The 23,715-nt window shown below is 62.8% G+C and carries 22 protein-coding genes; 16 read left to right on the top strand and 6 right to left on the bottom strand.

Features of this window, described 5'->3' with window-relative positions:
- Position 1 precedes the first annotated feature (1 nt).
- The 7 genes from lepB to tadA all read left to right on the top strand — a co-directional run bounded on the left by lepB (position 2) and on the right by tadA (position 6,222).
- Positions 2-856 (top strand): signal peptidase I, encoded by an 855-nt coding sequence (lepB, locus tag ABX75_RS05785; RefSeq protein WP_034096054.1) that lies wholly within the window; start codon positions 2-4, stop codon positions 854-856.
- A gap of 146 nt (positions 857-1,002) precedes the next feature.
- Entirely contained in the window at positions 1,003-1,692 is a 690-nt protein-coding gene (rnc, locus tag ABX75_RS05780; protein WP_033902449.1) for a ribonuclease III, read from the top strand.
- The gene (gene era / locus ABX75_RS05775; protein WP_016978271.1) at positions 1,685-2,587 is read left to right on the top strand and encodes a GTPase Era; all 903 of its coding nucleotides are present in this window, start codon (positions 1,685-1,687) and stop codon (positions 2,585-2,587) included. The genes rnc and era overlap by 8 nt, the downstream gene beginning before the upstream one ends.
- 142 nt (positions 2,588-2,729) lie before the next feature.
- Positions 2,730-3,419: a DNA repair protein RecO gene (gene recO, locus ABX75_RS05770; RefSeq protein WP_034111891.1), complete on the top strand. Its 690-nt coding sequence runs from the start codon at positions 2,730-2,732 to the stop codon at positions 3,417-3,419.
- A 52-nt stretch (positions 3,420-3,471) separates the two neighbouring features.
- Positions 3,472-4,215 carry a pyridoxine 5'-phosphate synthase gene (pdxJ, locus tag ABX75_RS05765; RefSeq protein WP_034096056.1) on the top strand — a complete coding sequence of 248 codons (744 nt, stop codon included), beginning with the start codon at positions 3,472-3,474 and terminating at the stop codon, positions 4,213-4,215.
- A 127-nt stretch (positions 4,216-4,342) separates the two neighbouring features.
- Entirely contained in the window at positions 4,343-5,725 is a 1,383-nt protein-coding gene (locus ABX75_RS05760) for a multicopper oxidase family protein (protein WP_034096768.1), read from the top strand.
- Positions 5,725-6,222, top strand: coding sequence for a tRNA adenosine(34) deaminase TadA (tadA, locus tag ABX75_RS05755; RefSeq protein ID WP_034096057.1), 498 nt, complete (start codon positions 5,725-5,727; stop codon positions 6,220-6,222). The genes ABX75_RS05760 and tadA overlap by 1 nt, the downstream gene beginning before the upstream one ends.
- Positions 6,223-6,362: 140 nt before the next feature.
- Here the strand turns inward: tadA and cmoB are convergent, their stop codons facing one another.
- From cmoB to ABX75_RS05725, 6 genes are all read right to left on the bottom strand, one after another.
- Complete coding sequence (cmoB, locus tag ABX75_RS05750; protein WP_034111893.1) at positions 6,363-7,319, bottom strand: tRNA 5-methoxyuridine(34)/uridine 5-oxyacetic acid(34) synthase CmoB; 957 nt, start codon at positions 7,317-7,319, stop codon at positions 6,363-6,365.
- Positions 7,316-8,059 carry a carboxy-S-adenosyl-L-methionine synthase CmoA gene (gene cmoA, locus ABX75_RS05745; protein ID WP_034096059.1) on the bottom strand — a complete coding sequence of 248 codons (744 nt, stop codon included), beginning with the start codon at positions 8,057-8,059 and terminating at the stop codon, positions 7,316-7,318. The genes cmoB and cmoA overlap by 4 nt, the downstream gene beginning before the upstream one ends.
- 36 nt (positions 8,060-8,095) lie before the next feature.
- Positions 8,096-8,752 (bottom strand): lysoplasmalogenase, encoded by a 657-nt coding sequence (locus tag ABX75_RS05740; RefSeq protein WP_034096060.1) that lies wholly within the window; start codon positions 8,750-8,752, stop codon positions 8,096-8,098.
- 1 nt (position 8,753) lies between these two features.
- Positions 8,754-9,143, bottom strand: a complete 390-nt coding sequence (locus ABX75_RS05735) for a protease inhibitor I42 family protein (protein WP_047881601.1) — start codon at positions 9,141-9,143, stop codon at positions 8,754-8,756.
- A gap of 190 nt (positions 9,144-9,333) precedes the next feature.
- The gene (gene lon / locus ABX75_RS05730; RefSeq protein ID WP_034096062.1) at positions 9,334-11,754 is read right to left on the bottom strand and encodes an endopeptidase La; all 2,421 of its coding nucleotides are present in this window, start codon (positions 11,752-11,754) and stop codon (positions 9,334-9,336) included.
- A gap of 118 nt (positions 11,755-11,872) precedes the next feature.
- Complete coding sequence (locus ABX75_RS05725; protein WP_034096063.1) at positions 11,873-12,862, bottom strand: GntR family transcriptional regulator; 990 nt, start codon at positions 12,860-12,862, stop codon at positions 11,873-11,875.
- 336 nt (positions 12,863-13,198) lie between these two features.
- Between ABX75_RS05725 and ABX75_RS05720 the strand changes: the two genes are divergently transcribed.
- The 9 genes from ABX75_RS05720 to ABX75_RS05680 all read left to right on the top strand — a co-directional run bounded on the left by ABX75_RS05720 (position 13,199) and on the right by ABX75_RS05680 (position 23,681).
- Entirely contained in the window at positions 13,199-14,530 is a 1,332-nt protein-coding gene (locus ABX75_RS05720; protein WP_047881600.1) for an amidase, read from the top strand.
- Between the two features lie 11 nt (positions 14,531-14,541).
- Positions 14,542-15,420, top strand: a complete 879-nt coding sequence (locus tag ABX75_RS05715; RefSeq protein ID WP_034096065.1) for a polysaccharide deacetylase — start codon at positions 14,542-14,544, stop codon at positions 15,418-15,420.
- A 23-nt stretch (positions 15,421-15,443) separates the two neighbouring features.
- The gene (locus tag ABX75_RS05710; protein ID WP_047881599.1) at positions 15,444-16,784 is read left to right on the top strand and encodes an MFS transporter; all 1,341 of its coding nucleotides are present in this window, start codon (positions 15,444-15,446) and stop codon (positions 16,782-16,784) included.
- A 10-nt stretch (positions 16,785-16,794) separates the two neighbouring features.
- Positions 16,795-17,556, top strand: a complete 762-nt coding sequence (locus ABX75_RS05705; RefSeq protein ID WP_034096067.1) for an SDR family NAD(P)-dependent oxidoreductase — start codon at positions 16,795-16,797, stop codon at positions 17,554-17,556.
- A 369-nt stretch (positions 17,557-17,925) separates the two neighbouring features.
- The gene (locus ABX75_RS05700) at positions 17,926-18,675 is read left to right on the top strand and encodes an SDR family NAD(P)-dependent oxidoreductase (RefSeq protein WP_047881598.1); all 750 of its coding nucleotides are present in this window, start codon (positions 17,926-17,928) and stop codon (positions 18,673-18,675) included.
- Positions 18,676-18,688: 13 nt separating this feature from the next.
- Positions 18,689-18,988: a hypothetical protein gene (locus ABX75_RS05695; protein ID WP_034096069.1), complete on the top strand. Its 300-nt coding sequence runs from the start codon at positions 18,689-18,691 to the stop codon at positions 18,986-18,988.
- A complete protein-coding gene (locus tag ABX75_RS05690) occupies positions 18,985-19,959 on the top strand; it encodes a GTP-binding protein (RefSeq protein WP_047881597.1) in 975 nt (324 codons plus the stop codon). Before ABX75_RS05695 ends, ABX75_RS05690 begins: the two co-directional genes overlap by 4 nt.
- On the top strand, positions 19,956-21,134 hold the full coding sequence (locus tag ABX75_RS05685; RefSeq protein WP_047881596.1) for a PotD/PotF family extracellular solute-binding protein: 1,179 nt from the start codon (positions 19,956-19,958) through the stop codon (positions 21,132-21,134). The genes ABX75_RS05690 and ABX75_RS05685 overlap by 4 nt, the downstream gene beginning before the upstream one ends.
- Positions 21,135-21,344: 210 nt before the next feature.
- On the top strand, positions 21,345-23,681 hold the full coding sequence (locus ABX75_RS05680; protein ID WP_034111908.1) for a bifunctional diguanylate cyclase/phosphodiesterase: 2,337 nt from the start codon (positions 21,345-21,347) through the stop codon (positions 23,679-23,681).
- Positions 23,682-23,715 lie beyond the last annotated feature (34 nt).

The raw sequence follows: 23,715 nt of genomic DNA, 5'->3' as shown, positions 1-23,715 counted from the left end.
TATGTCGCTAAATTTCCCGCTGTTGCTGGTCATCGCCGTTGCCGTCTGCGGTCTCTTGGCGTTGCTCGATCTGGTGTTCTTCGCCCCGCGTAGGCGGGCGGCTATCGCGTCCTATCAAGGCAGCGTCAGCCAGCCCGATGGTGTGGTGATCGAGAAGCTGAACAAAGAGCCTTTGCTGGTTGAATACGGCAAGTCGTTCTTCCCGGTGTTGTTCATCGTGCTGGTGCTGCGTTCGTTCCTGGTGGAGCCGTTTCAGATCCCGTCGGGGTCGATGAAACCTACCCTGGATGTGGGCGACTTCATCCTGGTGAACAAGTTTTCCTATGGGATCCGCCTGCCGGTGATCGATAAGAAGGTCATCGAAGTCGGCGACCCGCAGCGCGGTGATGTGATGGTGTTCCGCTATCCAAGCGACCCGAACGTCAACTACATCAAGCGTGTGGTCGGCCTGCCGGGCGATGTGATCCGTTACACCAGCGACAAGCGCCTGTTCATCAACGGTGAGTCGGTGGCCGAAAAACTGCTCGGTTCCGAACCGAACACCCTGGGCAGCGCCGAGCTGTATCAGGAGAAGCTCGGTGCCGTGGAACACGAGATCCGCAAGGAGATGAGCCGCTATCGCGCCCAGCCTGACGGCCAGTGGAAAGTGCCTGCCGGGCACTATTTCATGATGGGCGACAACCGCGACAACTCCAATGACAGCCGCTACTGGGATGACCCCAGTATTCCCAAAGAGCTGCTGGGCATGGTTCCCGACCAGAATATCGTCGGCAAGGCCTTCGCGGTCTGGATGAGTTGGCCGGAACCCAAGCTCAGCCACCTGCCAAACTTCTCGCGGGTCGGGCTGATCAAGTAATACAAGCGGCGCTGTGAACACAGCGCCGAATGCTTTTCTGGGGCGTGGACAATTCGCGTCCCATGCAACACCCATCAGGATTTGAATTTGAACACTGCGTCAATCGTCGATGGCCGCCGGTGCCACCAACTCACTATGGATAAACCGTGACCGTTTCTCTCAGTCGTCTCGAGCGCCAGCTCGGCTACACCTTCAAGGACCAGGAATTGATGGTCCTTGCCCTCACACACCGCAGCTTCGCAGGGCGCAATAACGAGCGCCTGGAATTTCTCGGTGATGCCATCCTCAATTTCGTTGCCGGTGAAGCCCTTTTCGAGCGCTTCCCCCAAGCCCGTGAAGGCCAGCTATCGCGCCTGCGCGCACGCCTGGTCAAGGGCGAAACCCTGGCCGTACTGGCTCGCGGTTTCGGCCTGGGCGAGTACCTGCGCCTGGGTTCCGGCGAATTGAAAAGCGGCGGGTTCCGCCGTGAATCGATCCTGGCCGATGCCCTCGAAGCGCTGATCGGCGCTATCTACCTGGATGCGGGCATGGAAGCGGCCAAGGAGCGGGTCACGGCGTGGCTGACCTCCGAGATCGAAAGCCTGACCCTGGTCGATACCAACAAAGATCCCAAGACCCGCCTGCAGGAATTCCTGCAATCGCGCGGCTGCGAACTGCCCCGCTACGAAGTGGTGGATATCCAGGGTGAGCCCCATTGCCGCGTGTTCTTCGTGGAATGTGAAATCACCTTACTGAACGAAAAAAGCCGAGGTCAGGGTGTGAGCCGTCGTATTGCCGAACAGGTAGCGGCCGCTGCAGCACTGATTGCCCTGGGCGTGGAGAATGGCCATGACTGATTCAACCGCAACACGCTGTGGCTATGTTGCCATCGTCGGCCGCCCCAACGTGGGCAAGTCCACGCTGCTCAACCACATCCTGGGGCAGAAGCTGGCGATTACATCGCGCAAGCCGCAGACCACCCGCCACAACATGCTGGGCATCAAGACCGAAGGCAACGTGCAAGCGGTCTACGTTGACACCCCGGGCATGCACAAAGGCGGCGAAAAAGCCCTTAACCGCTATATGAACAAGACCGCTTCGGCCGCGTTGAAAGACGTCGACGTGGTGATCTTCGTGGTCGACCGCACCAAGTGGACCGATGAAGACCAGATGGTTCTGGAGCGCGTGCAGTACGTCACCGGCCCGTTGATCGTCGCGCTGAACAAGACCGACCGCATCGAAGACAAAGCCGAGCTGATGCCGCACCTGAGCTGGCTGCAGGAACAACTGCCGAACGCCCAGATCATCCCGATTTCCGCCCAGCACGGCCACAACCTCGATGCGCTGGAGCGCGTGATCGCCGAGCACCTGCCGGAGAACGAACACTTCTTCCCGGAAGACCAGATCACCGACCGCAGCAGCCGTTTCCTCGCCGCCGAACTGGTGCGTGAGAAAATCATGCGCCAGATGGGCGCCGAGCTGCCGTACCAGATCACCGTCGAAATCGAAGAGTTCAAGCAGCAGGGCAAGACCTTGCATATCCATGCGCTGATCCTCGTCGAACGCGACGGCCAGAAGAAAATCATCATTGGCGACAAGGGCGAGCGCATCAAGCGCATCGGTACCGAGGCGCGCAAGGATATGGAATTGCTGTTCGATTCCAAGATCATGCTCAACCTGTGGGTGAAGGTGAAAGGCGGTTGGTCCGATGACGAGCGTGCGTTGCGCTCCCTCGGCTACGGCGACCTGTAAGTACACCGCAGGGCAAAAAATGTGGGAGGGGGCTTGGCCCCGATAGCGGTGGACCAGTTAATAAATACGTGACTGAGCCACCGCCATCGGGGCCAAGCCCCTTCCCACATTAGGTTTATGTTGTTTTCACGATAGAGAGCCCATGTCCCAATCCCCACCTCCCAGCCAACTCGCCTATGTCCTGCACAGCCGTGCCTATCGCGAGACCAGCGCCCTGGTGGATTTCCTCACCCCCCAAGGTCGCCTGCGCGCGGTGTTGCGCAGTGCGCGGGGCAAGGCCGGGACATTGGCGCGGCCCTTTGTGGCGCTGGATGTGGAGTTTCGCGGCAAGGGCGAGCTGAAGAACGTCGGCCGCCTGGAAAGCGTCGGCACCTCCGCCTGGCTCAATGGCGATGCGCTGTTCAGCGGCCTATACCTAAATGAACTGCTGATTCGCCTGTTGCCAGCCGAAGATCCGCACCCGGCGGTCTTCGATCACTACGCCGCCACGTTGCTGGCCCTGGCCGAAGGTCGGCCGTTGGAGCCGTTGCTGCGCGCCTTCGAATGGCGTCTGCTGGACGATCTGGGTTACGGCTTTGAACTGAACAACGACCTGCACGGCGAACCCATCGCCGCCGATGGCATGTATCGCCTGCAAGTGGACGCGGGGCTGGAGCGCGTCTACTTGCTGCAACCCGGTCTATTTCAGGGCACCGAGCTGCTGGCCATGAGCGAAGCCGACTGGACCGCGCCCGGCGCCTTGTCCGCCGCCAAGCGCCTGATGCGCCAGGCCCTGGCCGTGCACCTGGGCGGGCGGCCGCTGGTCAGTCGCGAGTTGTTTCGAAAGCCCTGACATCCCCGTGTATGCTGTGCAGCGTTTCTTTCCCCTTTTCAGGAGCGCTTCCGTGACCACCAGCAATCGCATTCTTCTTGGCGTCAACATCGACCACGTCGCTACCCTGCGCCAGGCCCGGGGCACTCGCTACCCCGATCCGGTCAAGGCCGCGCTGGACGCCGAAGAAGCGGGCGCCGACGGCATCACCGTGCACTTGCGCGAAGACCGTCGGCACATCCAGGAACGCGACGTGCTGCTGCTCAAGGACGTGCTGCAAACCCGCATGAATTTCGAAATGGGCGTCACCGAAGAAATGATGGCGTTCGCCGAGCGCATCCGCCCGGCACATATCTGCCTGGTGCCGGAAACCCGCCAGGAACTCACCACCGAGGGCGGCCTGGATGTGGCCGGCCAGGAAGCGCGGATCAAGGCCGCGGTGCAGCGTTTGTCGAAGATCGGCAGCGAAGTGTCGTTGTTTATCGACGCCGACCCGCGCCAGATCGAGGCCTCGCGCCGCGTCGGCGCGCCCGCCATCGAACTGCATACTGGCCGCTACGCCGATGCCACCACGCCGACGGAGGTCGCAGACGAGCTGCAACGCATTATCGAAGGCGTGAACTGCGGTCTCAATGAAGGCTTGATCGTCAATGCCGGCCACGGCTTGCACTACCACAACGTCGAGGCCGTCGCCGCGATCAAGGGCATCAACGAACTGAACATCGGCCATGCCCTGGTGGCCCACGCGCTGTTCGTCGGCTTCAAAGGCGCGGTTGCCGAAATGAAGGCCCTGATCCTGGCCGCCGCCAAGCACTAAAAGCAGCCAAGCCGAAATGTGGGAGGGCGTCACCTCCCACATGAGAACCCTTACTGTTTAGCCCGTGTAGGTGTATCGTATCCGCCCTTTGCAGGCTATGCGCCTGCGGCCGATACGCGAGGTTGTTGTGTCCCGATCCTTTTCCCGTCGACAAATCCTGGGTGGTCTGGCCGGCCTGGCCGTAGTGGGCGCCGGTGCCGGTGGCGCCTACCGCTACTGGCTGGGGAAAGTCGCCGAGGCCGAGGCGGGGCACGATTACGAACTGATCGCGGCGCCGCTGGATGTTGAGCTGGTGCCGGGACACAAGACCGAGGCCTGGGCGTTCGGCCCGTCGGCGCCGGGCACCGAGTTGCGTGTGCGCCAGGGTGAGTGGTTGCGGGTGCGCTTTATCAACCACTTGCCGGTCGCCACCACCATCCACTGGCATGGCATCCGCCTGCCGCTGGAAATGGACGGCGTGCCCTACGTCTCGCAGTTGCCGGTGCTGCCTGGCGAATACTTCGACTACAAGTTCCGCGTGCCCGACGCCGGCAGCTACTGGTACCACCCTCATGTCAACAGCAGCGAAGAACTCGGCCGTGGCCTGGTGGGGCCGCTGATCATCGAAGAGCGCGAGCCCACCGGTTTCAAACACGAATGCACCCTGAGCCTCAAGAGCTGGCACGTGGACGAAGAGGGCGCGTTTGTCGCCTTCAGCATCCCCCGCGAAGCGGCGCGTGGCGGTACGGCCGGGCGCTTGTCGACGATCAACGGTGTGTCCCAGGCGGTGATCGACTTGCCGGCCGGGCAGATCACCCGTGTGCGTCTGCTCAATCTGGATAACACCCTGACCTATCGCATCAATATTCCCGACGTCGAAGCGCGCATCTATGCGTTGGATGGCAACCCTATCGAACCGCGCCCGCTGGGCAAGGAGTACTGGCTGGGCCCGGGCATGCGTATCTGCCTGGCGATCAAGGCGCCGGCGGCGGGTGAAGAACTGTCGATCCGCAACGGCCCGGTGCGCCTGGGCACCTTCCGCTCAGTGGCCAATACCGACGCGCCCACCGACTGGCCACCGGCGCTGCCGGCCAACCCGATCAGCGAGCCGGACCTGGCCAATGCCGAGAAACTCAACTTCAATTTCGAGTGGGTTGGTTCGGTCTCGGTCAATGTGGACAACGGCAAGCCGCCGAGCCTGTGGCAGATCAACGGCCAGGCCTGGGACATCACCGACAAAACCTGCGCCGACCGCCCGATCGCCAAGCTGGAAAAGGGCAAGAGCTACATTTTCGAATTGAAGAACATGACTCAGTACCAGCACCCGATCCACCTGCACGGCATGAGTTTCAAGGTGATCGCCTCTAACCGCCACAAGGTGATCCCGTATTTCACCGACACCTACCTGCTGGGCAAGAACGAGCGCGCCCGCGTGGCGTTGGTGGCGGATAACCCTGGGGTGTGGATGTTCCACTGCCATGTGATCGACCATATGGAAACCGGCCTGATGGCCGCCATCGAGGTGGCGTGATGCGTCAGTTTCGCCCCACCGCGATCATCGACCGCAGCCGGGACCAGGACTTTATGCGTGAAGCCCTGGCCCTCGCCGCCCAAGGCGCAGCGCTGGGTGAGGTGCCGGTCGGCGCGGTGCTGGTGCAGGACGGTGAAATCATCGGACGAGGCTTTAATTGCCCCATCAGCGGTAACGACCCTAGCGCCCACGCCGAAATGGTCGCCATCCGCGCCGCCGCCCAGGCCGTCAGCAACTACCGCCTGCCAGGCAGCACGCTGTATGTGACCCTGGAGCCGTGCAGCATGTGCGCCGGTTTGATCGTGCATTCACGCATCGCACGGGTGGTGTACGGCGCGTTGGAGCCTAAGGCGGGGATCGTGCAGAGCCAGGGGCAGTTTTTTACCCAGGGCTTTTTGAATCATCGGGTGTTGTTTGAAGGCGGTGTACTGGCTGAAGAGTGCGGCACGGTGCTGAGCGAATTCTTCAAAGCGCGCCGTGCCAAACCCGCCCTCTAAAGAACACAGCAGATCAAATGTGGGAGGGGGCTTGCCCCCGATGACGGCGGGTCAGCTAAGGCTATGCTGACCGACACTCTGAAATCGGGGGCAAGCCCCCTCCCATATTTTGAGCTTCATTTTTCCAGCGGGACGGGGGCTTACTTTTTGGCGATGATGACGGCCCGCATAGGCGCCGGCAGCCCTTCAATGGTCTTGCTGTGATCATCCGGATCGAGGAAATCGCTGAGGGATTGATACTTCATCCATTCCGTCCCACGCTGTTCCTGCACCGTGGTCACACTCACATCCACACACCGCACATCACTGAACCCGGCACGCCGCAGCCATAGCATCAACGCCGGCACCGAGGGCAGGAACCACACGTTGCGCATCTGCGCGTAGCGATCTTCCGGCACCAGCACTTGCTGCTGATCGCCTTCCACTACCAAGGTTTCCAGCACCAGCTCGCCGCCCTTGACCAGTGTGTCCTTGAGCGCCAGCAAGTGCTCGATGGGCGAGCGACGGTGGTAGAAAACGCCCATGGAAAACACCGTGTCGAAGCCTTCCAGGTTGGGCGGCAGGTCTTCGAACGGGAACGGTAGGTGCCAGGCTTTGGGCTCGGACAGGTAGCGTTGCACCGCCTGGAACTGGCAGAAGAACAACCAGTTGGGGTCCACGCCGATCACGCTGTCGGCACCGGCGCCGAGCATGCGCCACATGTAGTAGCCGTTGCCGCAGCCGACGTCGAGGATGCGCTTGCCCTTGAGGTTCAGGTGCGGCGCCACCCGCGACCACTTCCAGTCCGAGCGCCATTCGGTGTCCACATGCACGCCGAACAAATGGAACGGGCCTTTGCGCCAGGGGCTCAGGCCCATGAGTGCGGTGTGCATCTGCGCGCGGGTGGCGTCGTCGCAGTCGGCGTCCAGGGTCAGGCCGTTCAGCAGGTCGACGTGGTCGGGCGCGAGGGTCGGCAGCGCGTCCAGCGCGCTCTGCCAGCGCGCGAGGTCGCCGTGGCCTTTCTCCATTTTGCTGTCGAGTTGCGCCTGCAGGCCCTGGGCCCAGACGGCCAGGGGCGTGCCGACCAGATGGCGGGCGAGGGGGGACAGATCAATCATGGCAAGGCAATCAACGAGGCAAAGTTAAGACACTGGAACCACGGCACGACTTTCGAGAACCCGGCCGCCAGCAGGCGTTCGCGGTGTTCTTCGAGGCTGTCGGGCTTCATGACGTTTTCGATGGCGCTGCGTTTCTGGGCGATTTCCAGTTCGCTGTAGCCATTGGCGCGTTTGAACGCCACATGCAGGTCGGTGAGCAGTGCGTGTTCTTCCAGGTCATTGAAGCGCAGCTTTTCCGAAAGGATCAGCGCGCCGCCCGGCAACAGCGCCTGACGAATGCGGCCGAGCAACGCCAGGCGCTCCTCGGGGGCGATGAACTGCAAGGTGAAGTTCAGCGCCACCACCGAAGCCGGCTGGAACTGCAACGCGAGGATATCGCCCTCGACCACCTGCACCGGCAGCAACTCTTGAAACATCGAGTCCTGGCCATTGAGGTATTCGCGACAGCGTTCGACCATCGCCGCCGAATTGTCCACCGCGATCACCGAGCAGCCCTCGGTGCGCACATGGCGCCGCAGAGCCTGGGTCACCGCGCCGAGGGATGAGCCCAGGTCGTAGAGCACGCTGTGGGGTTGGGCGAACTGCGCGGCCAGCACGCCGAGGTTCTCGACAATGGTCGGATACCCAGGCACCGAGCGTTTGATCATGTCGGGAAACACCCGCACTACATCCTCGTTAAAGGCGAAGTCCGGCACCTGGGGCAGGGGCTGGGCGAACAGGCGATCGGGTTCTTGGCTCACGGTTGTTCCGGCGACGGTGGGGGAAAGGCCGGCATTTTAGCCAAGTTGCCCCTCGGATGCCCGTGTTGTCTGATGGAAAGCCGAGGCCGTGATACCCCACTGGCCAAGCCAATAGGTAGTAATCAGCAAATACGGCGCGGCCTCGAACGCGACCACGAACCGATTGATGCCGATCAGCGTGTCGGAAAACACAAAGGATGCGGCTCCCGCCGCGGCCAGCAGCGCCGAACGCTTGGGCACATCACCGCCCAAGCGGGCCAGCGCGCGCCAGAGCATGGCGCTGATCACCAGGGCATAAACCACCACAGGTATTAACAAATCCCCCAGGCCATGGGAGATCAGGATGCTCAACAGCACCGCTCCCACGCCCAGCGCGAGGATCAACGGCAGCGGCGCCAAGCGGCGGCAATCGCTGAAGTAGGCCTTGAGGTACGCCAAGTGCGCCAACAGAAATGCGCCCAGGCCAAAGATAAACAGGTCCCCCGGCCAGGCCAGCAGAACATCCCCCACCAGTGAGAAAATCAGTCCCAGGCTGATCCAGCGGCGATAGTCGGTGGGCGGCGCATCGTGCAGCCAGCCCAGCAGTGCCAGCACCGGCAAGGGTTTGACCAGCAGGCACAGCAGCGTGGCGTGGGTGGTCAGGCCGTAGATAAAAGTGCCGGCGCCCATCAGCGCAAGAATCAGCCACGGCATATCAGTTCACCGTAATGGCGCAGTCGAAGGCTTCAACGGGTTCGGCTTCCGGCTCCCAGGGCTGCTGGGAGGTCAGGCGCAAGCGACCCTGACCCGGCGCGAAAGCCTGGAACCGCCAGGTCGACTGGCCGCCGTCGCCGATCACCCCGGATTCGCTGCTGCTGTAGACCTCGGGGCTCAGCGCACGCAGCACGCCGCCGGCCGAATCCTGGATGGCCCAGCGGTAACCGGTGGTGGGGTTGCTGGGCAGGGTGAGGATCAGGTTTTGCCCGGTTTTCAGCTGGAGCGGGCAGGCGCTCTGGTTTTCCACGGTGACGTTTTGCTTGGGAGCGCTGGCGCAGGCGGCCAGCAGGGCAAGGCTCAAGGGGAGAAGCAGGCGGGCAGCGGTCATAAGGGCTCCGTTGTTTGGCGACGAAGACCGAGCATAACCGAAGATAAGACAGGGTGTTACAAGGTGGATACAGGTTGCGGCCACTCGCGCCATCGGGGGCAAGCCCCCTCCCACACTTGAGTATGTTCACAAATCAAACTGTGGGAGGGGGCTTGCCCCCGATGAGGCCGGTGCAAGCGCTAACGGTCTATCAGAACAGCACCTTCGCCACATCCGCAAAGCGCTTGGCGAAATGCACCGTCATGCCTTCCTTCAGGTACTCCGGCAACTCTTCGAAACTGCCGCGATTGGGCTCTGGCAGGATCAGTTCATGGATCTTCTGGCGCCGCGCGGCGATTACTTTTTCGCGCACTCCGCCAATTGGCAGCACATGCCCAGTCAGTGTCAGTTCGCCGGTCATGGCCACGCCTTTCTTCGGCGGTTGGTTACGTGCCAGGGACAGCAGGGCGCTGGCCATGGTCACGCCAGCACTTGGGCCATCCTTCGGCGTGGCGCCTTCCGGCACATGCAGGTGCACAAAGGCTTCGTCGAAGAACTTCGGGTCGCCGCCAAAAGACTTCAGGTTCGAACTGATGTAGCTGTAGGCGATTTCGGCGGACTCCTTCATCACCTCACCCAACTGGCCGGTCAGCTTGAAGCCGCGGTTAAGGGTGTGAATGCGCGTCGCTTCAATCGGCAAGGTGGCACCGCCCATGCTGGTCCACGCCAGGCCGGTGATGACGCCAATGCCGGACAACACTTGTTCATTACGGAACACCGGCGTGCCCAGGGAGCTTTCCAGATCCTTGTTGCCGATCTTGATCACGCTGTCCGGCGCATCCAGCAACTTGACCACCGCTTTGCGCACCAGTTTGCCCAGCTGTTTCTCCAACTGGCGCACCCCAGCTTCACGGGCGTAACCGTCGATCAGCGCGCGCAGGGCGCCATCGCTGATGGTCAGGCTGTTTTTTGCCACGCCGGCTTTTTCCAGCTGCTTGGGCCATAGATGGCGCTTGGCGATGGCGACTTTCTCTTCGGTGATATAGCCCGACAGGCGAATCACTTCCATACGGTCGAGCAGTGGGCCGGGGATGGAATCCAGGGTGTTGGCGGTGCACACGAACAGCACCTTGGACAGGTCCAGGCGCAGGTCCAGGTAGTGGTCGAGGAATTCGACATTCTGCTCAGGGTCCAGGGTTTCCAGCAGCGCCGACGCCGGGTCGCCCTGGAAGCTCTGGCCCATCTTGTCGATCTCGTCGAGCATGATTACCGGGTTCATCACCTCCACGTCCTTGAGCGCCTGCACCAGTTTGCCGGGCAGGGCGCCGATGTAGGTGCGGCGATGGCCCTTGATTTCGGCCTCGTCACGCATGCCGCCGACGCTGAACCGATAGAACGGGCGGCCCAGGGACTCGGCGATGGATTTGCCGACACTGGTTTTGCCCACGCCCGGCGGGCCCACCAGCAGCACAATGGAACCGGCGACTTCGCCTTTATAGGCGCCCACCGCGAGGAATTCGAGGATGCGGCTCTTGATGTCATCAAGGCCTGCGTGGTGTTTATCCAGCACCTTGCGCGCGTGCTTAAGGTCGAGTTTGTCCTCGCCATATACGCCCCATGGCACCGACGTGGCCCAATCCAGATAGTTGCGGGTGACCGCGTATTCCGGCGAGCCGGTTTCCAGGATCGACAGTTTGTTGAGTTCTTCATCGATGCGTTTTTTCGCCTGGGCCGGCAGTACTTTGCCTTCCAGGCGTTGCTCAAATTGCTCGACGTCCGCGCTGCGGTCGTCCTTGGTCAAACCCAGTTCCTGCTGGATGACTTTGAGCTGTTCCTTGAGGAAGAACTCGCGCTGATGCTCGCCGATCTTGCGGTTCACTTCGGCGGACAGCTCTTTTTGCAGGCGCGCGACCTCGACTTCCTTGCGCAGCATCGGCAGCACTTTTTCCATGCGCTTGAGCATGGGCACGCAGTCCAGCACTTCCTGCAGTTCGTTGCCGGTGGCGGAGGTGAGGGCGGCGGCGAAGTCGGTCAGCGGCGATGGGTCGTTGGGGCTGAAGCGGTTGAGGTAGTTCTTCAACTCTTCGCTGTACAACGGGTTGAGGGGCAGCAGCTCCTTGATCGCGTTGATCAGCGCCATGCCGTAAGCCTTGACCTCGTCGGTCGGCTCGGACGGCTGGTGTGGGTATTCGACTTCCACCAGGTACGGCGGGCGATGGTGCTTGAGCCAGGTGCGAATCCTCACGCGGGTCAGGCCCTGGGCGACGAATTGCAGCTTGCCGTTTTCGCGGCTGGCGTGATGCACCTTCACCAGGGTGCCGTACAGCGGCAGGCTGGAGGTGTCGAAGTGGCGCGGGTCTTCCGGCGGCGTGTCCATAAAGAACAGGGCCAGGGAGTGGTGCTCGGACTTGCTCACCAGTTCCAGGGTTTCGGCCCAGGGTTCTTCATTGACGATCACCGGCAACACTTGCGCGGGGAAGAACGGCCGATTGTGGATCGGGATGATATAGACCTTGTCCGGCAGGTTCTGCCCAGGCAGGGCCAGGCCGGTATTGGACGAGTGGGATTCAGCGTTTTCGGGGTCGGCGTAATCGTTGAGGTCGTAATCGGGAAATTCTTGCTGGTCGCTCATGGGGCACCTGCATCAGGAAGTATGGTGCTTAGATGGGGCGAGGTAGCGGTGGTTTCAATGGTGGGGGTGAGATAGCAACATATTGCATAAAATTACGGCGGCGATCCGGCCATGGGGGTCAGCTGATTTTATGAAGGTAGGCCGGGAGCGGCTGTTCTGGCAGCACCGAGAGTACTTTCAAGCGCTGCAACATTCGCTGTCGCGCCCGCTGCAAGTGCTCGCGCAGGTTCAGCGCGGCGGCATCGAAGGCACCGTGCAGCAGCAGTTCGAGAATCAAGCGATGTTCGGCAAGCATCGACGGATCGGCGCCGATCCCCAGCAAACCATGGAATATCCGGCTGATGATCATCGGGCTCTGGCCCTGGCGGATCAACGCCGCGATCTTGCGGTTTTGCAGACCGGCCAGGCAGTGCTGGTGCAAGTCCTCCTCGATGCGCTCGATGGCTTCCAGGCTGCAGTGCGCGGTGCTCTGGGCGTCCAGTACCCGTTGCAGCATGGCTTGCAGCACCTCGCGGTCGAGGTTCGGCGCGCTCTGGCGCAAAGCTTCGGGCTCCAGGCAGGCGCGCAGTTCGTAGTCCTCGGTCACTTCCCGGGCCGTCAACGGGCCGGCCAGCCATTGGGAGTAGGGCTCCTTTTCCACCAGGCCACGGTCGCGTAAACGCATAAGCGCTTCACGCACCACCGCGCGGCTGACGCCGTAGTGTTCGGCGGCCGCCTGTTCATCCAGGCGGTAATGGCCGAAGGCGATGCAGGTGGACAGCGCCGCGCCGATTTCATCGACGATCCGTTCGCCCAACGGTCGTGTGTCCACCAACTCATCTTCGCCGTTCAAGCCCAGGTGCGCAGCGCTCAAGGGCAGGCGCAGCGGCTCCATGGCCAGGCCTTCGGGATTGATCAAGTAACCGCGGCCATTGAAACGGCAAATCAGCCCTTCTTCATGCAGCAGGTCCAACGCCCGGCGTACCGGCACGCGGCTGGTGCCGAACAAATCGGCCAGGGGCGCTTCCAGCAACACCAGCCCATGGCGGGCGGTGCCGTTGACGATCGCATCTCGCAGCACCTGGTGAATCATCGCGTAACGGGAGGCCGAGGCAGACGCTGCTTTCATCGATTTCTCAAGAGCATGTAGGACGATGGCCGGGGATTCTCTCATAGATGTGGGTGTCACTCTGCGCCACGTTGTGGGCACTTTTTTGGGGCCTGAAACGGATCGTTGTTACTTTTCTGCACCAAAATGTACTTATTAATAAAAGATACATTATTTGAGCCTAAGTCACTTCTCCTCTGCTTGTCGGATTATTCTGCAACCCTGCAAGGGCTCTAGTCCGCTATTTCTAGCGTTAACGACCCGGAAAGCGCCAGTAGATCACCCAAGCCTGGCACGAAAGCTGCCTTTGTAAAATGTACATTTTATGAATATGTACGTTTTAAAAGGACTGCGCTGATGTCAGATGCCACATCAATGGCCGAGGATTTCGCCCACGGTCGCAGCGACCCGGTGCAAGCTCTGGAGCACTCGCTTGACCAGGCCCGGCGGTCTAGCTGCGTGTTTATCAGCCTCACCGCCGACCGCGCACGCCGTGAAGCCGAAGCCGCGGCTGCCCGCTGGCGTGCCGGTCAGCCATTGAGCCCGTTCGACGGCGTGCCGCTGGCCTGGAAAGACCTGTTTGACATGGCCGGCAGCGTCACCACCGCCGGTGCCGCCTACCGTCGCAATGCCCCCGCCGCCGCGCTCGATGCGCCCGTTGTCGGCCTGTTGTGCCGCGCCGGCATGGTCAGCGTGGGCAAGACCAACCTCAGTGAGCTGGCGTATTCCGGCCTGGGACTGAACCCGCATTTCGGCACGCCGCGTAATCCCCATGCCAGCGATCAGCCGCGTATCCCCGGTGGTTCGTCGTCCGGTTCGGCGGTGGCCGTCGCCGCTGGAATCGTGCCGATCGCCATGGGCACCGACACCGCCGGCTCGATCCGCATCCCCTCGGCCTTCAATGGCCTGGTGGGGTATCGCAGCAGCAGTCGGCGCTATAACCGCGACGGTGTGTTCCCTTTGGCTCGCACCCTCGACAGTCTCGGCCCGCTGACGCGTAGCGTGCGCGATGCCCTGACCCTCGACGATATCCTTCACGGCCGCACGCACACCCATACCGCACGCAGCCTAAAGGGTCAGCGGTTTGTGCTGGAGCACAGCGTGCTGAGCCACGTTGAACCGGCCGTAGGCAATAACTTGCTGCGCGCCGTGGAGCAACTCAAAGCCGCCGGTGCGCTGGTCGAAAACCGTGAAAGCCCGACCTTCAAAGGCGCACTGGAACTGATCCACCAACATGGCTGGCTCGGCGCCTTCGAAGCCTTCGCCCTGCACCAAGCCCTGCTCGACAGCGCCGACGCCGCGCAACTCGATCCACGGGTGCGCCGCCGCCTCGAAACCGCCCGCGGGCTGCCCGCCAACCAGTTGATCGGCCTGATCGAGGCACGCCAACGCCTGCAACTCCAACTGGTCGACGACCTCGACGGCGCGATCCTGATCACGCCCACCGTCGCCCACGTCGCCCCGGCCCTGGCGCCTCTGGAAGCCGACGACGACCTGTTCGCCACCACCAACCTCGCCACCCTGCGCCTGACCATGCCCGGCAGCCTGCTGGACATGCCCGGCGTGACCTTGCCCAGTGGCCGCGATGCCTTGGGCCTGCCCACCGGGATGCTGCTCAGCGCCCCGATGGGGGAGGACGCGCGCCTGCTGCGCGCCGCGTTGTCCGTCGAATCCGTACTTAACGTTTAAGGAGATACACCATGGCTAAAGACATCCTTTGTGCATTTGGCGTCGACGTTGATGCCGTCGCCGGCTGGCTCGGTTCCTACGGCGGCGAGGACTCGCCGGATGACATCTCTCGCGGCCTGTTCGCCGGCGAAGTCGGCGCGCCGCGCCTGCTCAAACTGTTCGAACGCTACGGCCTGCGCACCACCTGGTTTATCCCCGGCCACTCGATGGAGACTTTCCCCGAGCAGATGAAGGCTGTCGCCGATGCCGGCCACGAAATCGGCGTGCACGGCTACAGCCACGAAAACCCGATTGCGATGACCGCCGAGCAGGAAGAAATCGTCCTCGACAAGTCCATCGAACTGATCACCCAAGTCACCGGCAAACGCCCCACCGGCTACGTTGCGCCGTGGTGGGAATTCAGCAAGGTCACCAACGAGCTGTTGCTGAAAAAAGGCATCAAGTACGACCACAGCCTGATGCATAACGACTTCCACCCCTACTACGTACGCAAGGGCGACAGCTGGACCAAGATCGACTACAGCCAGCACCCCGACACCTGGATGAAACCGCTGGTACGCGGTGAAGAAACCGACTTGGTAGAGATCCCGGCCAACTGGTACCTGGATGACCTGCCGCCGATGATGTTCATCAAGAAAGCCCCCAACAGCCACGGCTTCGTCAACCCGCGTCACCTCGAAGAAATGTGGCGCGACCAGTTCGACTGGGTCTACCGCGAACACGAACACGCGGTGTTCACCATGACCATCCACCCCGACGTATCCGGCCGCCCGCAAGTGCTGCTGATGCTCGAACGCTTGATCGAACACATCCAGAGCCATGCCGGCGTGCGTTTTGTCACGTTCGATGAAATCGCCGACGACTTTATCCGTCGCCAACCGCGTTCCTGACCCCACCCCTTGAGGCGCCACCCATGTCCATCTACAACAAGCTTGACCTGACCGGTTGGAAACCCCGGCAATTGACGTCCCAGGAAGTGCGCTTCGCCACCTGGATCGCGTTTTTCGCCTGGGTGTTTGCGGTGTACGACTTCATTCTGTTCGGCACCTTGCTGCCGGAGATCGGCCGGCACTTCGGCTGGGGTGAAGTGGAGCAAGCCGAGATCGCGACCTGGGTGGCGGTGGGCACCGCCGTGGTCGCCCTGGCCATCGGCCCTATCGTCGACAAACTGGGGCGGCGCAAAGGGATTATTTTCACCGTGGCCGGTTCGGCGCTGTGTACGGCGCTGACCGCGATCGGCGGGGCGTGGGGCAAGTCGCCGCTGATTCTGATCCGTTCGTTGGGCGGTCTGGGTTATGCCGAAGAAACCGTCAATGCCACCTACCTCACCGAGCTGTATGGCGCGTCGGAAGACCCGCGACTGACCAAACGACGCGGTTTCATCTACAGCCTGGTGCAGGGCGGCTGGCCGGTAGGGGCGCTGATTGCGGCGGGGTTGACCGCCTTGTTGCTGCCGATCATCGGTTGGCAGGGGTGTTTTATCTTCGCGGCGATCCCGGCCATTGTGATTGCAATCATGGCGCGCAAGCTCAAGGAGAGCCCGCAGTTCCAGATCCATCAGCGCATCAGCGAACTGCGTAAAAGTGGCGCGGTGAACGAAGCGCAGAACGTCGCCGCCACCTACGGCGTGGACTACGACGAACACAGCAAGGCCGGGCTCAAAGCCGCATTCCGTGGCCCGGCACGCCGCGCCACCCTGGTGATCGGCGCCGCGCTGTTGCTCAACTGGGCGGCGATCCAGGTGTTCAGTGTGCTGGGCACGTCGGTGATCGTCAGCGTGCACCACATCTCGTTCGAGAACTCGCTGATCATCCTGGTGCTGTCGAACCTGGTGGGTTACTGCGGCTACCTCAGCCATGGCTGGATGGGCGACAAGATCGGCCGCCGCAATGTGATCGGCCTGGGCTGGATGCTCGGCGGTCTGTCGTTCGCCGGCATGCTGTTCGGCCCGAGCAATATGGCCATGGTGGTGGGCTTGTACAGCCTGGGCCTGTTCTTCCTGATCGGGCCGTACTCGGCGGCGCTGTTCTTTATCAGTGAAAGTTTCCCCACCAGCATTCGCGCCACCGGCGGCGCGATCATCCATGCCATGGGGCCCATCGGTGCGGTGGTCGCAGGCTTTGGTGCCACTCAAGTGTTGTCCGCCGGCAGCGACTGGCAGACCGCGGCGCTGTGGTTCGGTGCGTTGCCGTGCTTCCTGTCCGGTGCGCTGATGTTTGCCGCCCGCCATGTCCGCCCGGAAACCGTGCAGTAAGGAGTATTCGATGAATCGTAAAGTTGCCTTGATTACCGGTGCCGCCAGCGGCATCGGCCAAGCCCTGGCCGTGGCCTATGCGCGCAATGGCGTGACGGTAGTGGGCGGGTATTTTCCGGCTGATCCCCATGATCCGCAGATCACTGTGAGCCTGGTGCAAGAAGCCGGTGGCGTCTGCCTGATGTTGCCGCTGGACGTGGGCGACACCGCCTCGGTGGACGCCTTGGCCGCGCAGGCTGTGCAGCATTTCGGTCGGCTCGACTATGCGGTGGCCAACGCCGGCCTGCTGCGTCGCGCACCGTTACTGGACATGACCGATGCGCTGTGGGACGAGATGCTAAATGTCGACCTGACGGGCGTCATGCGCACCTTTCGCGCTGCCAGTCGGCATATGAACGAGGGCGGCGCGTTAGTGGCGATTTCGTCGATTGCCGGCGGCGTGTACGGCTGGCAGGACCACAGCCACTACGCCGCCGCCAAGGCTGGTGTGCCGGGGTTGTGCCGTTCGCTGGCGGTGGAACTGGCGCCTCTGGGCATTCGCTGCAATGCGGTGATCCCGGGCCTGATCGAGACGCCGCAGTCCCTGGACGCCAAAAACTCCCTCGGCCCCGAAGGCCTGGCCAAAGCCGCCCGCGCTATTCCGCTGGGCCGGGTAGGGCGCGCCGATGAAGTGGCGTCGCTGGTGCAGTTCTTGACCAGTGATGCGTCCAGCTACCTCACCGGCCAGAGCATCGTCATCGACGGCGGCCTGACCGTACGCTGGCCTGACTGATGGGGGGGAGGGGGCTTGCCCCCGATGGTGGTGGGTCAGACACAGCTGCCCTGGCTGAACCGCCGCAATCGGGGGCAAGCCCCCTCCCACATTGGAATGCCACTGGCCTGACGGATGTACTCGCTCCCACTATGGAATGCCACTGGCCTGACGGATGTACTCGCTCCCACATTGGAATGACCCTGGCCTGACGGATGTACTCGCTCCCACTATGGAATGCCACTGGCCCGACGGATGTACTCGCTTCAACTGTGGGAGGGGGCTTGCCCCCGATGGGGGTGTGCCAGACACAGCTGCCCTGGCTGACCCCCTGCAATCGGGGGCAGGCCCCTCTCACATTGAAATTGTGTTTGTTTCTGGAGAATGGATATGCCCCAACTCACTGATCGTCGCGCTGTGATCACCGGTGCCGGCAGCGGCATTGGTGCCGCCATCGCCCGTGCTTATGCGGTTGAAGGCGCGCGTCTGTTATTGGCCGACCGCAACCCCACCAGCCTCGCCGAAACCGCGATCACCTGCCGCAACCTGGGCGCCGAGGTGGTCGAGTGTGTGGCCGATGTCGGCACGCTAGAAGGCGCTCAGGCCGGGGTCGACCGGTGTGTCGAGCACTTCGGCGGTATCGATATTCTGGTCAACAACGCCGGCATGCTGACCCAGGCGCGTTGTGTCGATCTGACCCTCGAAATGTGGAACGACATGCTGCGCGTCGACCTCACCAGCGTGTTCGTCGCCAGTCAGTGCGCCCTGCCGCACATGCTGGCGCAGCGCTGGGGGCGGATCATCAATGTGGCCTCGCAACTGGGCATCAAGGGCGGCGCCGAGCTGACCCACTACGCCGCCGCCAAGGCCGGGGTGATCGGCTTCACCAAGTCCCTGGCCCTGGAAGTGGCCAAGGACAATGTGCTGGTCAACGCCATCGCCCCGGGGCCGATCGAAACGCCGTTAGTGGGCGGGATCAGCGAGGCTTGGAAACGCGCCAAAGCCGCCGAGCTGCCCCTGGGCCGCTTCGGCCTGGCCGATGAAGTAGCGCCCACCGCCGTGCTGCTCGCCAGCGAGCCGGGCGGCAATCTGTTTGTCGGCCAGACGCTTGGCCCGAACGCCGGCGACGTCATGCCATGAGTGGGGTATAGCGATGTGTGGACTCTGCGGACTGCTGGGCGAAGACCTGCATTGGAGCGACCCCTTGGGCGATGAGTTGCCCCGGCGCCGGGAACGGCTGCGCCGCATCGCCGCGATCAATCAGGTGCTGGCGGTGTTCCGGCTCAAGGTCGAAGATTTCCAGGGCGCCTCTTATTTACTGATCGGCGCCACCGGCAAACAGGCCCTGGCCAGCGGCCTGGATCAACTCTGGCAAGCGGCCGAAAGCATGCTCGGCCGTGCGTTGGACCCCCTCGATGCGACGCTGTTGGATCACTTGGAGTCCGCCCCATGAGCATGGCCCTGAACGTCATCACCGGCTTCCTCGGCAGCGGCAAAACCACCTTGCTCAAGCGCCTGTTGCACGGTGAAAGCCTGGGTGACACCGCGTTACTGATTAACGAATTCGGCGATGTGGGCATCGACCACCTGCTGGTTGAAGAAGTGGCCCCGGACACCGTGCTGCTGCCCAGCGGCTGTGTGTGTTGTTCGATTCGCGGCGAGTTGAAAGACGCCCTGCTGGCTCTGTTGCAGCGCCGCGAACGCGGTGAAATCCCGGCGTTCAAGCGCGTGATCCTGGAAACCACCGGCCTGGCCGACCCGGCGCCGATCCTCGCCACACTCAACAACGACGTGCAACTGCGCGGGCGTTTCCATATCGGCCTGGTGATCACCTTGGTGGACGCCAGCCACGCCGCCCTGCAAGAACGCCTGCACCCGGAATGGCTGGCCCAAGTGGCCGCTGCCGACCGCCTGCTGCTGAGCAAAACCGACCTGGCCGGTGATTGCGCCCCGCTGCGTGCGCATTTGCAGGCGCTCAACGCCGGCACGCCGATCCTCGACACCCACGCCATTCACAGCGGCGACCAATTGCTGCTCGGCGAAGGCCTGCGCAGCGCCGAGCCCGCCGATGAAGTGCAACGCTGGCAACTGCATCGATCCACCACCGCCTCCCACGGCGCGGCGCAGGTGTGCTGCCTGACCTTCGAGCAGCCGCTGGACTGGGTAGGGTTCGGGGTGTGGTTGTCGATGCTGCTAAGATGCCACGGCGAACGAATCCTCAGGGTCAAGGGACTGCTCAACGTGAACGCCAGTAACGCCCCCATCGTCATTCATGGCGTGCAGCATTGCCTGCACGCGCCGGTGCATCTGCCTGCGTGGCCGGGCAGCGACCGGCAATCGCGCTTGGTATTTATCTTGCGCGGCCTCGACCCTGCGCTGTTGCGTCGTTCTTTCGAGGTGTTTTGCCGGCGGTTGGCCCGATGATCACACTGCGCGTCCTCGGCACTTCGGTGACTTTGCTCGAATGTTTGCGCGTGCGGGCCGAGCAGGAACTTGGCATTCGCCTGGTCTATCAGGTGCACGATGTCGAGCAGGCCCAGCGTATTGCGGTGATGCAGCCCGACAGTTACGACCTTTACGATCAATGGTTTCACAACGTCGACTTCGTCTGGCCGGCGCGGGCGATCCAGCCTATCGATACGCGCCGCATTGCGCTGTGGCACGAGATCAACGACTTGCCCAAGCGTGGGCGCCTGAGCCCCAACGACCGCCTGGGCAGTGGCAGCGTGCCCAGCGAGCGGCTGTTCGTGCAGCACGACGGTAGCCTCGGCAGCACCGTGACCGAACGTATCAGCATGCTGCCCCTGACCCACAACGCCGACAGTTTTGCCTACCGCCCCGAGCGTCTGCCCGCAGGCTTTTGCCGGGGCAACGAAAGTTGGGGCTGGCTGCTGGACCCGGCGTGGCGCGCGCGTACCGCACTGCAAAGCGACGCCGCCATCGGTGCGCTGGATGCCGCGCTGGCGGTGCAGGGCGCTGGGCTCGCCAGTTTCCGCGACATCGGCAATATGAGCATCGAGGATATCGACGTGCTCGCCGACATCCTGGTGCGCAAGCAGAAGGAGGGGCACTTCGCGGCGTTCTGGTCAGACGACGAAGAAGCCGCGCAACTGATGCTCAGCCCCAGTATCGATATCCAGAGCCTGTGGTCTCCAACCTTGATGCGCCTGCATCGCGCCGGTGTGAAGTACCGCCTGGCGGTGCCCCGCGAAGGCTATCGCGCCTGGTTCGGCGGTTTGTCGTTGTCGCGCCATGCCCAGGGCGCGGTGCTGGATGCCGCCTACGCGTACCTCAACTGGTGGCTGTCCGGCTGGCCCGGTGCGGTGATGGCGCGTCAGGGTTATTACATCGGCAACCCGGCCCGCACGCGCGACCATTTGAGCGCCGCCGAGTGGGATTACTGGTACGCCGGCAAGCCCGCCCGTGAAGAACTGCCAGGCAGCGATGGCCTGCCGCTGATCGACCGGGGCGAGGTGCGCGACGGCGGCTCCTATGAACAGCGCATGGGCCATATCGCGGTGTGGAACGCGGTGATGGACGAGCACAACTACCTGGTGCGCCGATGGGGCGATTTCATGCGCGCGCGAGGGCCGGTCTGACCCGAAAAGCCAAGCCTCTGTCGCCAATAAGCTGACGGTGAAGCCCCCGGTTTTATTGGGTGGACAAGCGCCTGCGCCGAGCTAATCTGCTCAACACAAATACCTGCAATGGACGGGTATTTTTTGACGCCAGGTCAGCTGTCGCAGGGAATGCACATGACAAATGGACGTAGTGGCAGAAACAGACGAACGCTGCCAGAGGGCACGCCGATGACGTGGCGCCATACGTTCCAGACCCGCATTGCCGGCGTATTGGCGTTGCTGCTGTTGGTGGTGGTCGCCGCGACCTACTTTGCGGTGCAGGCCGCCACCAGCCGCGCCGTGGAGAACCAGGCCCGCGCCCAACTGAAAACCGGCAGTCAGGTGTTCGAACGCCTCTTGGACCTGCGGGGCCGGCGCCTGCAATACGGCCTCGACTGGCTGACCGCCGACGGCCCATTCGTAAGCGCGGTGGCCGAGGGCAACTCGGCGTCGATCCTGGATGTGCTGGAGCGTCACGGCAGCGGCATCCGTTCCAGCGAAGTGCTGGTGCTGGGCCTGGACGGCACGGTGATGGTCAGCACCTTGCCGGGGTTTACGCGGGGCCAGGTCTTCCCTTATGCCGAGGCACTGCGTCGGGCCCGGCGCAGTGGCTTGCAGATGTTGATCGTGGCCATGGACCAGCGCCCCTACTTGCTGGTGCAGGACGAAGTCGTCGACACAACGCCCATCGCTCGCGTGGTCATGGGCTTTCCCATGGACACGTTGTTCGCCAATGAACTGCGCTCCATGAGCAACCTGGAGGTGTCGTTCCTCAGCATGCGCAACGGGCATGTCGGCCAATTATTCAGCACCCAGCCCGACGCTTATCAGGCCACGGTGATCAACCTGTTGCGTGGGGCCCGTCCGGACCCCGAGGCGCATATCCATCGGTTCTACGGCGAGCGTGTGCTCAGCCAGGTGCTGACGCTGGCCAATACCGGTGAGGGCGATGACGTGCGGGTGTTGCTGCAAAGCCCGCTGGATCATGCTCTGGAATCCTTTGCGCCGCTGGACCGGCAGTTCCTCGGAATTGCCCTGGCGGTGTTGGTGGTGTCGTTGGCTGGCGCGTTGTTTCTGGCGCGACGCGTGTCGCGGCCGCTCAATGCCTTGGTGGACGCCGCCGGGCGGATCGGCGCCGGTGACTACCGCACCCCGGTGCGGGTGCGTGGCCACGATGAGTTCGGCCTGCTGGCCCGCGCCTTCAATGCCATGCAAAGCGGCATCGCCATGCGTGAACGGCAACTGGCCCATAACGCTTTGCACGACCCCCTTACCGGGCTGCCCAATCGCGCCCTGGCCATGGAGCGCTTGGGCAGTGCGATCAGTGCGCGGCGGCCGGTGGCGCTGCTGTACCTGGGCATCGAAAACTACCGCGCAATCAACGAAGGCTTCGGCCCGGAGGGGGTTGAAGACATGTTGCGCGAAGCCAGCCGGTGCCTGTCCATGAGCCTGTTGGCCAGCGACACCGCGGCGCGGGTGTCCGGCAGCGAATTTCTGCTGTTGCTGGAAAATATCGGCATCGACCGCGCCGTGGCCCGCGCCGACCGCCTCTATGCACTGCTCACCGAGCCTCAACGCATTGGCAACGACGAGCTGCGCCACGAAGTGAGCATCGGCATTGCGGTCTACCCCAATGACGGCCAGCACGTCGAAGAACTGATCAGCCGCGCCGCCATCGCCCGCCACGATGCGGCGATGCTGCCGGGCTATCTGCAGATCTACCAGCAGGACCGCGACCTCGCCCATCAGCGCCAGATCACCCTGATTCGCGACTTGCGCCGTGCCGCCGCCGAAGGTGCGTTGCACCTGTGTTACCAGCCCAAGCTCGACCTCAAGCACGGCCAGGTGCGCCAGGCCGAAGCCCTGCTGCGCTGGCAGCACCCCAGTTTGGGGCTGGTGTCGCCGGCCGAGTTCATTCCCCTGGCCGAGCGCACCGGCAGCATGGCCAGCCTGACCCACTGGGTGATCGAAGAAGCCATCCGCCAGATCGCCGAATGGGCGCGGCGCGGCCTGTTGATCCAGTTGTCGGTGAATATCTCGGTGGACGACCTGGCCGACGACGACCTGGCGATCCGCGTGACCACTTTGCTTGCCCAGCACGGTGTGCAAGCCGAGCAATTGCTGTTCGAAATCACCGAGAGCGCCATCATGCACAACCCCCGCCAGGCCCTTAGCGTGTTGGAGCAACTGCGCGGCTGCGGTATCAGCCTGTCGGTGGATGACTTTGGCACCGGTTATTCCTCCCTCGCCCAACTGCAACGCCTGCCGGTGCAGGAGCTGAAGATCGACCAGTCCTTCGTGCGCAACCTCGACAACGAGGGCGGCGACGGCGTGATCGTGCGTTCGACCATCGAGATGAGCCATAACCTGGGGCTCAAAGTGGTGGCCGAAGGGGTGGAGTTCGAACCCAGCTTGAAGCTGCTCAAACAGTGGAACTGCGACACCGCCCAGGGCTACCTGATCAGCCGGCCGCTCAACGCCATGGCTTTTGAGATGTGGATGCGGCGCGAACGCGCGGCGGTCTAGACACCTTGCAGGTGACTACAGCTTTTTTAGGTAT

Origin of the sequence: Pseudomonas sp. ARP3 (genome assembly GCF_001029595.1) — a bacterium.
Lineage (GTDB): Bacteria > Pseudomonadota > Gammaproteobacteria > Pseudomonadales > Pseudomonadaceae > Aquipseudomonas > Aquipseudomonas rhodesiae.
This window is presented reverse-complemented; position numbering and strand designations above follow the sequence as displayed.